The following is a 14,164-nucleotide window of genomic DNA, read 5'->3' as shown; positions in this document are numbered from 1 at the left end:
TACGCTAGGTCGGTCCCATGGCGCATCTCTTCATCTGTCCCAACTGTGGCCACCGTTCCACGGCCAGCGATCGCCAGCGCGGCTTCTCGCGCGAGGCCCGCGGCTGCCCCAAGTGCGGGCACACCTTCCTGTTCGAGCTGATGGACGACTACTACCCGGCGCCGGACGCCGCGTTCTTCGCCGCCGACCAGCAGGGTCGCCTGATCCACTGCGGTCGCGGGGCCTTCGAGCTGACCGGTCTCGACGACGAGCGGGTCATCGGCCGGCCGGCGGGCGAGGTGCTCGGGCTGACCTTCGAGGACGGCACCGATCACGTGGCGCAGGCCTTGGAGTGGGGCGTGCGCGTGCAATCCAAGCGCGTGCGGGTCCACGCAGAGGGCGACTTTCCGGTCGAGGCGACCGCCGATCTGTTTCCCGCCTACGATGATGACGGCGGGCTGCTGATCGTCCTCACCCCGGTCAAAGCCGCCAAAGCCTCGTCCTGATGAACAACCGCACTCGGAACTTCGGCATTCTGCTGCTCGTCGGCCTGCTTCTGGCCGGCTCGATCGCGGTCATCCTGACCAAGCCGACCAAGCGCGGCCTGGACCTCAAGGGCGGCGTCGAGCTGGTCTACCAGGCCAAGGCGACCAAGCAGTCCGAGGTCACACCGGACGCGATCAACCGCGCGATCGACATCATGCGCGAGCGCGTCGACAACCTCGGCGTCTCCGAGCCGGAGATCCAGCGGTCCGGTAGCGGGCAGATCACCGTCGCGCTCCCGGACGTGACGAACGCCAAGCGCGCGGAGGAGCAGGTGGGGCAGGTCGCCCAGCTGTTCTTCTACGACTGGGAGACCAACGTGATGGGGCCCGGCTGCAAGGCCGACCCCACCAACCCCGAGGTCACCGGCGGTTCGCAGGCCGGCAACCCGACCTTCGGCATCTCGCTCTACGAGGCGGTCAACCGCGCGGCCGAGTGTCCCGAGCGCAACCCGGACACGGCCACCACCGACGGCGTCTACTACCTGCTGGACACGAAGAACGAGAAGGTCCTCGCCGGACCCGTCGAGAACCGCGACGACCTGTTCGCCGACCGCACCGAGAAGGCGCCCACCGCCGACGAGAAGGTCGTCGAGGTCAAGCCGGGCACGGTCATCGTCCGCGCCGAGGTGCCGGACACGACCAGCTCCGGCGCGCCCGCCGTCAAGCCCGACAAGTGGTTCGTCCTCAACGACGACCCGGCGCTGCTGGGCACGGACATCAAGAACCCCGAGCAGAACTACGACAACGGTCCCGCGGGCAGCGGCCAGCCGATCGTCACCTTCGACTTCACGTCCAAGGGCCGCAAGATCTGGCAGGACGTCACGCGCGACATCGCCCAGCGCGGCCAGGACAACCAGATCCCCGGCGCGGACCCGTTGGCCTCCGCGCAGCACTTCGCGATCGTGCTCGACGACGAGCTGATCTCGACGCCGTACATCGACTACCAGCAGAACCCCGACGGCATCGACGCCTCCAGCGGCTCGCAGATCTCCGGCGGCTTCACGCTGACCTCGGCGCGCAACCTCGCCGACCTGCTGAAGACCGGCGCGCTGCCGATCAAGCTCGAGCTGATCTCGCAGTCGCAGGTGTCGGCCACGCTGGGCCAGCAGGCGCTCAACCAGGGCCTGATCGCCGGCATCGTGGGCTTCGCGGTCGTCGCGCTGTTCCTGCTGGCCTTCTACCGCGTGCTCGGCCTGATCGCCGTCGGCGCGCTGGTCATCTACGGCATCTACTTCTTCGCGCTGATCAAGCTGATCCCGATCACGCTGACGCTGCCGGGCATCGCGGGCCTCGTGCTCACCTTGTCCGTGGCCGCCGACGCGAACATCGTCATCTTCGAACGCGTCAAGGAAGAGATACGCGCGGGCAGATCGATCCCCGCCGGCATCGCCCAGGGCTACAAGAAGGGCCTGGCGGCGATCATCGACGCCAACGTCGTGACGTTCATGGTCGCGTTCATCCTGTTCATGCTGGCCACGGCCGGCGTGAAGGGCTTCGCGCTGACCCTGGGCATCGGCACGCTGGTGTCGCTGTTCACCGCCGTGCTGGCCACCCAGGCGGTGCTCGGCACGGTCGGCGACTCGCGCCTGCTCAACCACAAGTGGGCGCTCGGCGCGCGTGAGAACCCGCGCTCGTGGACGTTCGACTTCATGGGCGCGTCGAAGTGGTTCTTCTCCGCCTCCGGCGTGATCCTGCTGGTCTGCGCGCTGGCCATCGGCGGCAAGGGCCTGAACTTCGGCATCGACTTCGAGTCCGGCACCCGCATCACCACGGCGCTGGAGCAGAAGACCGACGAGAACGGCGTGCGCGACGCGCTGGCCAAGGTCGGCTTCGCGGACGCCGAGGTGCAGCGCGTCTCCAACGACCAGCTGGGCGACAACGCCTTCCAGATCTCCGGCGACATCGCCCCGGACGCGGTGCCGCGTGTCCAGACCGCGCTGAACGAGGACTTCGGCGGCACCCCGGACTTCGACAACCAGTCGATCGGGCCGACGTTCGGCCAGACCGTGGCCAAGTCGGCGATCATCGCGATCATCGCGTCGCTGATCGTGATCTCGATCTACATCGCGCTGCGGTTCGAGTGGAAGTACTCCGTGCCGGTGCTGATAGCGCTGTCGCACGACCTGTTGATCACCGCCGGCGTCTACGCGTTGCTCGGCCTGGAGGTGACAACGTCGACGGTCGCGGCGCTGCTGACCATTCTGGGCTTCTCCCTGTACGACACGATCATCGTGTTCGACCGTGTGCGCGAGAACGTCCCACGGATGCCGAGAGCCGCCTTCTCGCAGATCGTCAACCGCTCGATGAGCGAGGTGCTGACGCGTTCGCTGGCCACCTCGTTCTGCACGCTGCTGCCGGTCCTGTCGCTGCTGATCTTCGGCGGCACGACGCTGAAGGACTTCGCCGTCGCGCTGCTGATCGGCACCGCCTCGGGCACGTACTCGTCGATCTTCATCGCCGGTCCGGTGCTCACGCACTGGAAGGAGCGCGAGCCGGTCTACCGACAGCGCGCCCAGCGCATCAAGGACGCGCTCGGGTTCGTGCCGGCGTACGCCACCGGCCCGGGCAACGACGTCCAGCCGGTCGAGCGCAAGCGCCGCGGCGGGTCGATCACGGCACCGCAGGATCCGACGCAGGTCTCGCGCGACGAGTTCGAGGACATGGTCCGCGACATCCAGCACGAGACGCAGGCCGAGGCCGACGCGCGGACCAAGCGTGGTCGCTCGGCCACCGCCTCGCGGCCCAAGCCGTCACCGAAGCCCGAGCCCACGCCCGAGCCCGAAGCGCCGGCCGAGCCCGCGGCGGACGCGCCGGCTCCTGAGCCGCCCGCGGCCAGCTCCGGCGCCGACCTGTCGCCCGAGGACGTCGTCATGCCCAAGCAGAAGTCCACGCAGCGTCCGCGTCGCAAGGGGAGGCCCCGCTAGCCATGTCCGTCTTCGCATGGGTGATGATGGGCCTGGCCATCTGGCACTTCACGATCTGGGTGCCCGATCGCTTCGTGGGCGGGATCGTCGGGGCCTTCATCGCCGCCATCGTCGGCTCGGTCGTCTTCGGGATCCTGGTCAACGGGTTCACGATTCCCGGCTCGAGCGACACCACGATCCTCAGCGCCATCGAGGCGATTCCCGGGGCGCTCATCGGCCTGGGCCTCTGCTACTGGATCGGCGCCCGCCAGGGGAACGAGCCCGTCGTCACCTAGGACCCGTGCGCTCCCCGGTTCCGTCGGGTGGCGCACCTAGGGTCCAACCGTGACCGACGCCCGCCGCATCGACCTCGCCCCGTGTCCCGCGGACGCCGTGGCGACCCTGGAGCGCGAGCTGGCGATCAGCCCCGTGACCGCGCAGGTGCTGGTCCGCCGGGGCTTCGGTGAGCCGTCCGCCGCGCGCGCCTGGCTGGCCGCCGACGAGGCGCATCCGGCCTCGGCGTTCGCCGGGATGGACACCGCGGTGGCGCTCATCCGCGACCACGTCGCGCGCGGCTCGCGGATCGTCATCCACGGCGACTACGACGTCGACGGCGTCTGCTCGACGGCGATCCTCGTGCGCGCGCTGCGCTCGCTCGGCGCCCAGCCCGCGTGGTACCTGCCCAGCCGCTCCGAGGACGGCTACGGCCTGCGCCCGCACACGGTGCAGCGCCTGGCCGACCAGGGCACGCAGCTGCTGATCACCGCCGATTGCGCGATCACGGCCGTCGACGAGGTCGCCCAGGCCCGGGCCGCCGGGATCGACGTGCTGGTCACCGACCATCACAGCCCGCGCGCCGACGGCGTGCTGCCCGACGCGCCGATCATCCATCCGGTGGTGTGCGGCTACCCGTTCACCGACCTGTGCGCGGCCGGCGTCGCGCTGAAGGTGGCCGAGGCGCTGGGCGCGCCGACCGCGGCCGAGGACCTCGATCTGGTGGCGCTGGCCACGGTGGCGGATGTCGTGCGCCTGCACGGCGAGAACCGGCGCCTGGTCCGCGAGGGCCTGCAGGCGCTGCGCACCACGCGCAAGCCGGGGCTGCGGGCGCTGCTGGAGGTGGCCAAGTGCGACGCGCTGCGCCTGGACGCCTCGACGATCGCCTTCCGCCTGGCCCCCCGCATCAACGCCGCCGGCCGCTTGGCCCGGGCCGACGCGGGCCTGGAGCTGGCGCTGACCGAGGATCCCGAGCGGGCGCGCGCGATCGCCGAGGAGCTGGACCGCATCAACGTCGAGCGGCGGGCCGTCGAGCAGCGGATGCTGTGGGAGGCCGACGCGCAGGCCCGCCAGCAGGAGGGCGCCCACGCGATCGTCGTCGCCGCCGAGGGCTGGCATCCGGGCGTGGCCGGCATCGTCGCCTCCAAGCTCGTCGAGCGCCACCACCGCCCGGCCGTCGTGATCGCCCTGGACGGCGCCACCGGCACGGGCTCGGGCCGCTCGATCTCGCCGTTCGACCTGCTCGGCGGGCTGCACGCCTGCGCCGCGCACCTGGGCCGCCACGGCGGGCACCGCGCGGCGGCGGGCCTGGAGATCCGCGCCGAGGACATCGACGCCTTCCGCAGCGCGTTCGACGCCCACGCCGCCGCCGTGCTCAGCGACGAGGACCTGGTCCCGGTGCAGCGCGTCGACGCGATCGCCGCCGGCGGCGACCTGGGCCACGAGCTGGCCGAGGAGCTGCAGCGCCTGCAGCCGTTCGGGCACGGCAACCCGTCGGTCTCGCTGATGCTCCCGGCCGCCCAGCTGCGCGACCCGCGGGCGATGGGGGAGGGCGGGCAGCACGTGCGCTTCACCGTCGAGTCGGGCGGCCTGCGCGTGCGCGCGGTGGCCTTCGGCTGCGACGGGCGGATGCCGGTCGACGAGGGCACGCCCGCCGACGTCGTCGCGGCGCTGGAGCTGGACCGCTGGGGCGGCAGCGTCGAGCCGCGCCTGGTGCTGCGCCACGCGCAGTCCTGCGCGCCCGCGCCGATCGCGGTGATCGGCGAGCCCGAACCCGACGCCGGCTCCTACCTGCGCGCCGCGTTCGCCCAGCTGCAGCCCGCCGCCGCGCTCGCGCCGCCCGCCGTGCGCCCCGCGCCCGCCGACCGCCGCGACCGCGGCGTGGCCGGGACGCTGGCCGCGCTGGTTGCCGGCGGCGACCCGGTGCTGGCCGTGTGCGCCGACGTGCCGCGGCGGCTGCCCGGTCTGCGCGCCCGGCTGGGCGGGTTCGCGCTCTGCTCGTGGGCCGCGCTGGAGGCCGATCCGACGCTCGCCGCGCCGTACGCGCACGTCGTCGCGATCGACCCGCCAGCCCGGCAGGCGAGCCTGGCCCATGTGACGGTGCTGGGGTGGGGGATGCCGGAGCTAGACTTTGCTGGGCAGATTCATGAGCGCGAGTACCGACTTCGAGACCCGCTCACCGCGCTGTACCGGGTCCTGCGGGACGCGGGCGGAGCGGAGGGCGAGCAACTGGCAGCCCTCCTGCGCGGGGAGGGCACGCCGCGCTCTGCGCGCCTGGCCGGCCGACTGCTGGCCGTGCTGGCCGAGCTCGGGCTCGTCGTGGTCGACGTCGCCGGCGGCGCCGTCGCCGTCCCGCCGGCCCAGCGCACCGAGCTGGAGCGCTCGGCCGCGTACCGCGACGCGCGGCAGCGCCTGGAGGAGGGCTTGGCATGGCTGACCGTCCCGACCGCGCCGGCGCGTCGGGCGGCGTGAAGACGCCGCCCGCGACGCGCTCGTCCGATGGCAACGGCCACAGCGCCGGTCATACACCGGTCGAGCGCGAGCCCGTCGACCAGCTGAACCAGCCGGTCAGCCAGGCCACGCTGCCGGCGACCACGGAGCTCAACAGCCAGGAGCGCGAGCTGCTGCGCGACCTGTTCGCGATCGTCGAGGAGCACGCCAGCGACTCCGTCGTGGAGATCGACCGCGAGCGCGTCGAGGAGGCGTTCGTGTTCGCCTGCGAGCACCACGCCGACCAGCGCCGCAAGTCGGGCGAGGACTTCATCACCCATCCGGCGGCCGTCGCGAAGATCTGCGCGGGGCTGCGCCTGGACACCGAGACGCTGATCGCGGCGCTCCTGCACGACACCGTCGAGGACACGACGGCGTCGCTGGACGAGGTGCGCTCGCGCTTCGGCGACGAGGTGGCCAGCCTGGTCGACGGCGTCACCAAGCTGACCGGCATCACGTTCCAGTCGCGCGACGAGGCGCAGGCCGAGAACTACCGCAAGATGATGGTCGCGATGGCCTCGGACATCCGGGTCATCCTGATCAAGCTCGCCGATCGCCTGCACAACATGCGCACGATCGCGGCGATGCCCAAGCAGAAGCAGATCGACAAGGCCAAGGAGACCTTGGAGATCTACGCGCCGATCGCGCACCGGCTGGGCATCCACGCCATGAAGTGGGAGCTGGAGGACCTGGCCTTCCAGGCGCTGCACCCGCGCAAGTACCAGGAGATCAAGGGCCTGGTCGCCCAGCAGCGCGACGAGCGCGAGAGCTACGTGACCGACGCGGGCGAGTACCTGGCCCGCGAGCTGGAGGCGCTGGGCATCCAGGCGGAGATCGCCGGGCGGGCCAAGCACTTCTACTCGATCTACTCGAAGATGACCAAGAAGGGTCGCGAGTTCAACGAGATCTACGACCTGACGGCCATGCGCGTGGTGGTCGAGTCGGTGAAGGACTGCTACGGGGCCGTGGGCGTCATCCACAGCCTCTGGAAGCCGCTGCCCGGGCGCTTCAAGGACTTCATCGCGATGCCGAAGTTCAACATGTACCAGTCGCTGCACACGACGGTCATCGGGCCCGAGGGCCGGCCGCTGGAGATCCAGATCCGCACCCGCGAGATGCACGACATGGCGGAGTTCGGCGTCGCCGCCCACTGGATCTACAAGGAGGGCAAGCCGGGCGTCCCGGCCAACGCCTCGGGAGACGAGAAGCTGCTGTGGCTGCGGTCGATGCTCGACTGGCAGCAGGAGCTCTCCGATCCCAAGGAGTTCATGGAGAACCTCAAGGTCGACCTGTTCGAGGATGAGGTCTTCGTGTTCACCCCCAAGGGCGAGGTCAAGTCGCTGGCCGCCGGGGCCACGCCGCTGGACTTCGCCTACGAGGTCCACACCGAGATCGGCCACCGCTGCGTCGGCGCGCGCGTCAACGGCAAGATGGTGCCGCTGCAGTACGAGCTGAAGTCCGGCGACATCGTCGAGGTTCTGACCTCCAAGCAGGACCGTGGCCCGTCGCGCGACTGGCTGGCGCTGGTGCGCACCACCCGCGCGCGCAACAAGATCAAGGCCTGGTTCAAGGCCGAGTCGCGCGAGGACACCGAGCACACCGGCCGCGAGCTGCTGCAGGAGCACCTCAAGAAGGCGGGCCTGCCCGCGCAGAAGATCGCCGGCAGCGCCCTGCTGGCCGACGTCATCCGCGAGATGGGCTTCCGCAAGGCCGAGGAGTTCTACATCGCGCTGGGCGGGGCGAAGATCTCGGCCAAGGTCGTCACGAACAAGGTGCTGCAGCGCCTCAAGCAGGGCGAGGCGGCCGAAGAGGACGACTCGCCGGCCGAGACGCTGGTCACGCCGGGCCGGCGCGCCCGTCGCCAGCCCACCGGCTCGGCCACCAACTACGGGATCGCCGTCGAGGGCGTCGAGGACGTCATGGTCCGCCTGGCCAAGTGCTGCCGGCCGGTGCCGGGCGACCCGATCGTCGGCTACGTCTCGCTGGGCCGCGGGATCACCATCCACCGCGACGACTGCCCCAACGCCGTCGCGCTGCGCAAGGACCCGGAGCGCTTCGTCCCGGTCGAATGGGAGGGCGAGCACAGCTCGGCGTTCAAGGTCGAGCTCCAGGTCGACGGCTTTGACCGCCACCGCATGCTCGAGGACCTGTCGCGGACGATCGCCGAGGGCGGCCTGAACATCGTCGAGGCGCGCTGCATGGTCGTGCCCCCGATGGTCCAGAACCGCTTCGTGGTCGAGGTGGCCGACACCCAGGCCCTGAAGCAGACGATCACGCGCCTGCGCAACATCGACAACGTGTTCGACGCCTACCGCGTCACCCCGGGCGCCGGCTAGCCCGCTCGCCACCTGGACGTCTGTACGAACCGGTTTGTGGCATCGGTTAGGTTGCCGTGCTGGAGACCCACATGCCAGGGAGGCACCTCACAGCGGCGCCGGGGATTCTGCCCCCGCAACCCGCCACCTCGTCACACGCCCCCGCGGTTCGGGAGGGCGGCACGTTCCACGTCGCGCGCGATGGCCACGGCGCGCCCAGCCCGATTCTGGTGCCCGCGCCGGTCGAGGTCCTGACGCTCCAGGACGCCGCGGTGCTGCTGCAGGTCGACACCGGCGCGCTGCGCCGGCTGGCCGAGGCGGGCGAGCTGCCCGGCCGCTTCATCGGCGGCCACTGGCGCTTCTCGCGCTGGGCCGTGCTCGAGTGGCTGGCGCACGGGGGCGGTCCGGCCCAGCCGCGCCGCCGCGTCGCGTAGCGGTAGCGTCCGCGCGGTGCATCGACGCCGGACCAGCGCGGCCGCGGCCGCACTCGCCGTCCTGGCGCTCGCCGGGTCGGCGCCCGCGCAGGCCCCGCTGGACCAGCAGCAGTGCATGGCCCAGCGCCACGTGCGCTGCTACTCGCCGACGCAGGTCCTGCACGCGTACGGCGTCGACCGCCTGCATCGCGCGGGGATCGACGGCCGGGGGACCCGCATCGCGATCATCATGTCGCCGGTGGCGGGGCTGCGCGAGAGCGTGGCCGCGCAGTCCGAGCGCTGGGGCCTGCCGGCCGCGCGCCTGACCATCGCCGAGCCCGCGGGGCCCGCCGGCGCGCCCGGGACCGGCACCGTCGCCGCCGAGGGCACGCTCGACGTGCAGTCCGCCCACCTGATGGCGCCGCGGGCACACCTGCTCTACATGGCGGTGCCCGAGTCGGCCGTCTTCGACGTGCTGATCGAGGACGCGCCGGTGGCGGCGGCCATCGACGCCGCGGTGGCGGCCCGGGCCGACCTGATCTCGATGAGCTTCGGCGGCGCCGAGCGGGAGTACCCGGCCACGCGGGCGGCGATCGCCCGGGCGGTGCGGGCCGGCATCCCGGTCCTGGCTGCCACCGGCGACTTCGGCGCGGCGTTCCCGGGCTCGACGACGCTCGCGACGTCCTATCCGGCCGCCGATCCCAACGCCACGGCGGTGGGCGGCACCCTGGTCACGCTCGACGCAGGCGGCAACCGGCTGCTGCCCGACGTCGCCTGGGGTCCCGACGCGCTCGGCGGCGCGTCCGGCGGCGGCGTCTCGGTCCTCAGCGGGCAGCCGGCCTGGCAGCGCGGCTATCCCGGCATGCTGGGCCCGAACCGCAACTACCCGGACGTCAGCCTGATCGGCGCGGCCAGCAGCAGCCTGATCGTCTCGTTCGCGCCCGTCGTGCAGTTCCCCAACGTCTATCCCGGCGGCCTGTACCCGCTGGCCGGCACCAGCCTGGCCACGCCGCTGCTGGCCGGCGTCCTGGCGCTGGCGCGCCAGCAGGGCGGGCACGCGCTGCGCCGGGTGAACGCGGCGCTGTACCGGCTCGCCGCCGGCGACGCGCGGCGCAACGGCATCGTCGACGTCGTGCTGGGCAACAACACCTACGTGATCGAGGGCCAGCGGGTCAGCGGCTACCTGGCCACGCCCGGCTACGACCGCGTCACGGGCCTGGGCACGATCGACGGGCCGCGCTTCGTGCGCGCGCTGGCCCGCGCGACCCGCTAGCCGACCGCACGTTGTCCGCTTGAGCCCGGTATGCGGGTCGCAGCGGACAACGGCCCGGGAGGGGCGCGGCGCCAGCGGTCCGTTGCCCGCTTGAGCCCGGTATGCGGGTCGAAGCGGACAACGGCGCGACCCTTAGCCCGGATCGGGGTCGGCCTTGGCCGGCGGGTCGGCCTCGGGGTCGGTCTGCTCCAGGAACCATGGGCTGGCGATCAGGAAGACGCCGCAGACCACGAAGGCGACCAGGCAGCCCATGCCCACGAACCGCGTGTACCACTGATCGAAGGGCAGCATCACGACCAGGCCGATGACGCCGAGGGCGATCGCGGTGCGCTCGAGCTTGACGTTCACGGGCGGGGCTCCGAGGCGTTGGGCGGCGGCGGGTCGTCGGAGGCGGTCAGCGGGCGGAAGCGCTGATCGAGCGGCTGGAACTCCTGGGTCAGCGTGCCCTTGAGGACCAGCCGGTACAGGTAGATCAGCGAGGGCACCAGCAGGACCAGGCCGAAGGCGATGCTGATCAGCAGGGCGGTCAGCGTGGCGTTGCTGGCCGCGCCCTCGTCGAGGGTCAGGTCGCCGGGCAGCAGGTAAGGGCTCTGCGCGAAGGCCCAGCCGACGGTGATGCAGACGACCGCGGCGGCCGCGGTGAAGCGGGCGATCGACATCCGCCGGGTCCACACCAGCCCGAGCGTGACCGCGCCGACGATCGCCGACAGGATGACCATGACCAGGCCGCCACCGGAGGTCAGCCCGTCGTACAGCTCGGGCGCGTCGGAGTTGACGATCGGCAGCCCGCCGATGGCGATCACGCCGGCCACCACGCCCGCGCCCAGCGCGCGCCGGCGGAACGCCTCGACCAGGTCAGGGATGTCGGCTCGGGCCGCGTCGGCGGCCAGGTAGACCGCGGAGATGTATGCGCAGCTGACCACGGCGAGCACGCCGATCAGGATCGACGTCGGGTTCACCCACGAGTCGATCGGGTCGCCCAGCGCGTTGCCCACCGGCACCCGCCCGGAGGCGATCGCCCCGATCACCGTGCCGAAGAAGAACGGCACCAGCACCGACGCCGACGCGAACACCGCGCCGAACACCCGGGCCTCGGCCATCGTCGCCGCCTGCCCGCGCACGGCGAACGCGGTTCCCCGGAAGATGATGCCCAGCGCGGCGCCGAACAGCGGGATGTAGAGCGTCGACATGATCGAGCCGAAGAAGACCGGGAACGCCGTCCACAGCACGACGAGCAGGAAGATCAGCCACACGTGGTTGGCCTCCCACACGGGGCTCATCGACCGCTGGATCAGCCCGCGCACGCGCCCGCCGCGCTTGTCGCCGCCGGCGGTCAGGTCCCAGAAGCCCGAGCCCAGGTCGGCGCCGGCCAACACGGCGTAGGCGGTCAGCGCGAGCAGGGCCAGCCCGAGGCAGATCTCGGCCATCAGTGCGTCTCCACCGGGGCGCCGACCTCGAACTCCGGCGGGCGCTTGGCCAGCCGGCGCAGCAGCCACACGACCGTGCAGACCAGGGCCAGGTAGACCGCGGCGACGACGGCGAATGCGACCGGCAGGTTGTCCGCCGCGGTCACGGCGTCCTCGACCCGCATGACGTCATAGACGATCCAGGGTTGTCGACCCACCTCCGTGGTGATCCACCCGCAGATGAGCGCGACGATCGCCAACGGTCCGGCCACCACGACGAGCCGGTAGAACCACTTGGTGCGCGGCAATCGTCGCTTGCGCAGGAACACGAGCGCGTAGAAGACGCCGGCCGCGGCCAGCAGCGTGCCGATGCCGACCATCGTCTGGAACGAGAAGCGCACGACGTTGATCGGCCCGGGCTGGTCCTCGACGGGGACGATGTCCAGGCCCTGCACGGTCGCGTTGGGATCGTGGAAGGCCAGGATCGAGAGCATGTCCGGGATCGAGATCCCGCCCTTGATCGTCTGCGTCGACTTGTCGTACCAGCCGAAGAAGTGGAACGGCGCGCCCTTGGTCGTCTCGGGCAGGCCCTCGAAGGTGGCCAGCTTGACCGGCTGCTTCTCGGCCACCGTGCGCCCGGCCCAGTCGCCGATCACCACCTGCACCGGCGCGGCCAGGCAGGCGATCGTCAGCGGCACGACCATGCCGGCGCGCACGTACTTGGAGCGGTTGCCCTTCAGGTAGGCGAACGCGTAGACGCCCGCGACGGTGAACCCGACAACCATGTAGCCGGCGAAGTACATGTGCGCCAGCTCGTGCCAGAAGTAGTCGTTGAACAGCGCCTCCCAGGGGCGGATGTTCGTGACCTCGCCGTTGACCAGGTCGAAGCCGACGGGGTTGTTCATCCAGCCGTTGACCGCGATCACGGTCAGCGAGCCGGTCAGCCCGGTGACGATGATCGGCAACCCGACGAGCAGGTGCGTCTTGCGGGGCAGGCGATCCCAGCCGTACACGTAGATCGCGATGAAGATCGCCTCGATGAAGAACGAGAACCCCTCCAGCCCGAAGGCCAGGCCGAACACGTCGCCGAACGTGGCCATGAAGTTCGGCCACAGCAGGCCGAACTCGAAGCTGAGGATCGTGCCGGTGACGACGCCGACCGCGAACAGGATCAGCATGACCTTCGACCAGCGCTTGGCCAGGGCCTTGTAGGTCAGGTCGCCCGTGCGCAGGTACAGGCCCTCCATGAACAGCACCGTGGCCGGGAAGGCGATCCCGAAGCACACCAGCGGGATGTGCAGCGCGAGCGACATCGCCTGGGTCTCGCGGGCCCAGACCAGGTCGGCCTGGTCGGGCGATCCGAGCTTGCCGGTGAAGTCACCCGCTGCGGCGAGCAGGACGGTGGGGTCCATCGTGGTGGACCCTACTCGCCGGGTCCGTCGGCTTGTTGCCCGGTTGGTCTCAGCCGGACCGGCGGGTCAGCGCGACGAGGTAGCGCACCGGCGTGTCGCAGGGATTGACGAACGCGCAGGCTTGCGGCGGCCCCAGCTGCAGGCAGTCGCCGCGGTCGAGCTCGTGGACCTCGTCGCCCTCGCGGAAGCGCAGGTGCCCGTCGAGCACCCACACCTGCTCGTGGATGAAGCTGTAGGCGTCGGCGGGGTAGGCGACCTCGGCGTGCGCGGGCAGCTCGACCTCGATCAGCTCCAGCGGGCGGCCGGCGGCGGGGGAGACGGCGCGGCGCGTGTAGCCGGTCTCGGGATCGGTCCACAGGGGCTGGTCGGCGGCCCGGGTCAGGCGCGCATCGGCCTGCTCGGCGCGGGCGATCAGCTCCGACAGCGTCAGGCCCAGCGCCGTGGCCAGGCGGCTGAGCAGCGCGGCGGTCGGCTGCGCGTCGGTCGCCTCGATCTTGGCGATCATCGCGCGCGACACGCCCGAGCGCTCGGCCAGCGCGGCCGCGGACAGGCCTTGGTCGTGGCGCGCGTTGCGCAGGGCGTCGGCGAGGCGGGCGTCGAACATCGTGGCGTCTCTGTATAAGATAGTGACATGTTGGTGCGCGAGGCAACGCCGGGCGACGCAGCGGCCTGCGCCGCGCTCTACGCGCCGTACGTGACCGACACGGCGATCAGCTTCGAGCTCGAGCCACCGACCGCCGCGCAGATGGCCGCGCGGATCGCGGCGGCGCACGTGTGGTTGGTGGCCGAGGACGACGACGGCGTGGCCGGATACGCCTACGCCGGCGAGTTCAAGGCCCGCGCGGCGTACGCGCGGACCTGCGAGGTGACGGTCTACATGGCCCAGGATCGCGGCCGCCGGGGCGGGGGCCGCGCGCTCTACACCGAGCTGCTCGACCGCATGGCCGCGCTCGACTTCCGCGTCGCGGTGGCCATCATCGCGCTGCCCAACGACGCCAGCGAGGCGCTGCACCGCGCGTTCGGCTTCGAACCGGTCGGGCGGCTGCGCGGCGTCGGCTTCAAGCACGGCGCGTGGCACGACGTGGCCTACGCCCAGCGCGCGTTGGTCACCGAACCGCCACCTCCGCCGCGCTGAGGCCGTCTATCGTCGCGCGC

Annotated in this window: 12 protein-coding genes; 8 read left to right on the top strand and 4 right to left on the bottom strand. The window is 71.5% G+C overall.

Translation table 11 applies throughout. The annotated features are described in order from the left end of the window. Positions 1-17: 17 nt before the first annotated feature. The 7 genes from ACZ5UI_RS08805 to ACZ5UI_RS08775 all read left to right on the top strand — a co-directional run bounded on the left by ACZ5UI_RS08805 (position 18) and on the right by ACZ5UI_RS08775 (position 10,191). Entirely contained in the window at positions 18-485 is a 468-nt protein-coding gene (locus tag ACZ5UI_RS08805; protein ID WP_464196328.1) for a PAS domain-containing protein, read from the top strand. Beyond that, positions 485-3,448, top strand: coding sequence for a protein translocase subunit SecD (gene secD / locus ACZ5UI_RS08800; RefSeq protein ID WP_464196326.1), 2,964 nt, complete (start codon positions 485-487; stop codon positions 3,446-3,448). Before ACZ5UI_RS08805 ends, secD begins: the two co-directional genes overlap by 1 nt. A 2-nt stretch (positions 3,449-3,450) precedes the next feature. Then, complete coding sequence (locus ACZ5UI_RS08795) at positions 3,451-3,723, top strand: hypothetical protein (protein WP_464196324.1); 273 nt, start codon at positions 3,451-3,453, stop codon at positions 3,721-3,723. 49 nt (positions 3,724-3,772) lie between these two features. Beyond that, positions 3,773-6,172 (top strand): single-stranded-DNA-specific exonuclease RecJ, encoded by a 2,400-nt coding sequence (gene recJ / locus ACZ5UI_RS08790; RefSeq protein WP_464196323.1) that lies wholly within the window; start codon positions 3,773-3,775, stop codon positions 6,170-6,172. Further along, positions 6,130-8,526 carry a RelA/SpoT family protein gene (locus tag ACZ5UI_RS08785; RefSeq protein WP_464196322.1) on the top strand — a complete coding sequence of 799 codons (2,397 nt, stop codon included), beginning with the start codon at positions 6,130-6,132 and terminating at the stop codon, positions 8,524-8,526. Before recJ ends, ACZ5UI_RS08785 begins: the two co-directional genes overlap by 43 nt. 209 nt (positions 8,527-8,735) lie before the next feature. Then, positions 8,736-8,939 carry a helix-turn-helix domain-containing protein gene (locus ACZ5UI_RS08780; RefSeq protein ID WP_464196320.1) on the top strand — a complete coding sequence of 68 codons (204 nt, stop codon included), beginning with the start codon at positions 8,736-8,738 and terminating at the stop codon, positions 8,937-8,939. A 16-nt stretch (positions 8,940-8,955) separates the two neighbouring features. Continuing rightward, complete coding sequence (locus ACZ5UI_RS08775) at positions 8,956-10,191, top strand: S53 family peptidase (RefSeq protein ID WP_464196318.1); 1,236 nt, start codon at positions 8,956-8,958, stop codon at positions 10,189-10,191. Between the two features lie 132 nt (positions 10,192-10,323). Here the strand turns inward: ACZ5UI_RS08775 and ACZ5UI_RS08770 are convergent, their stop codons facing one another. From ACZ5UI_RS08770 to ACZ5UI_RS08755, 4 genes are read right to left on the bottom strand one after another with little or no spacing between them, the layout of a single operon-like run. After that, entirely contained in the window at positions 10,324-10,539 is a 216-nt protein-coding gene (locus ACZ5UI_RS08770; protein WP_464196316.1) for a hypothetical protein, read from the bottom strand. Beyond that, positions 10,536-11,618 (bottom strand): cytochrome d ubiquinol oxidase subunit II, encoded by a 1,083-nt coding sequence (locus ACZ5UI_RS08765; protein ID WP_464196314.1) that lies wholly within the window; start codon positions 11,616-11,618, stop codon positions 10,536-10,538. Before ACZ5UI_RS08765 ends, ACZ5UI_RS08770 begins: the two co-directional genes overlap by 4 nt. Beyond that, positions 11,618-13,009: a cytochrome ubiquinol oxidase subunit I gene (locus ACZ5UI_RS08760; RefSeq protein WP_464196312.1), complete on the bottom strand. Its 1,392-nt coding sequence runs from the start codon at positions 13,007-13,009 to the stop codon at positions 11,618-11,620. Before ACZ5UI_RS08760 ends, ACZ5UI_RS08765 begins: the two co-directional genes overlap by 1 nt. 49 nt (positions 13,010-13,058) lie before the next feature. After that, entirely contained in the window at positions 13,059-13,613 is a 555-nt protein-coding gene (locus tag ACZ5UI_RS08755; protein ID WP_464196310.1) for a helix-turn-helix domain-containing protein, read from the bottom strand. A gap of 27 nt (positions 13,614-13,640) precedes the next feature. On the opposite strand from ACZ5UI_RS08755, the gene ACZ5UI_RS08750 reads away from it, so the two are divergent. Then, entirely contained in the window at positions 13,641-14,144 is a 504-nt protein-coding gene (locus tag ACZ5UI_RS08750; RefSeq protein WP_464196308.1) for an N-acetyltransferase family protein, read from the top strand. Positions 14,145-14,164: the final 20 nt, after the last annotated feature.

It is taken from the genome of Conexibacter sp. JCM 18997, from assembly GCF_055391915.1.
Note: the sequence above shows the minus strand (reverse complement) of the source record. Positions and strands in the feature narration are given on the sequence as shown.

What these genes read in the sequence shown, in the direction of transcription:
- ACZ5UI_RS08805 (WP_464196328.1), top strand. Translation starts at nt 18, where the DNA reads ATGGCGCATCTCTTCATCTGTCCCAACTGTGGCCACCGTTCCACGGCC.
- secD (WP_464196326.1), top strand. Translation starts at nt 485, where the DNA reads ATGAACAACCGCACTCGGAACTTCGGCATTCTGCTGCTCGTCGGCCTG.
- ACZ5UI_RS08795 (WP_464196324.1), top strand. Translation starts at nt 3,451, where the DNA reads ATGTCCGTCTTCGCATGGGTGATGATGGGCCTGGCCATCTGGCACTTC.
- ACZ5UI_RS08785 (WP_464196322.1), top strand. Translation starts at nt 6,130, where the DNA reads ATGGCTGACCGTCCCGACCGCGCCGGCGCGTCGGGCGGCGTGAAGACG.
- ACZ5UI_RS08765 (WP_464196314.1), bottom strand. Translation starts at nt 11,618, where the DNA reads ATGGCCGAGATCTGCCTCGGGCTGGCCCTGCTCGCGCTGACCGCCTAC.
- ACZ5UI_RS08760 (WP_464196312.1), bottom strand. Translation starts at nt 13,009, where the DNA reads ATGGACCCCACCGTCCTGCTCGCCGCAGCGGGTGACTTCACCGGCAAG.
- ACZ5UI_RS08755 (WP_464196310.1), bottom strand. Translation starts at nt 13,613, where the DNA reads ATGTTCGACGCCCGCCTCGCCGACGCCCTGCGCAACGCGCGCCACGAC.
- ACZ5UI_RS08750 (WP_464196308.1), top strand. Translation starts at nt 13,641, where the DNA reads ATGTTGGTGCGCGAGGCAACGCCGGGCGACGCAGCGGCCTGCGCCGCG.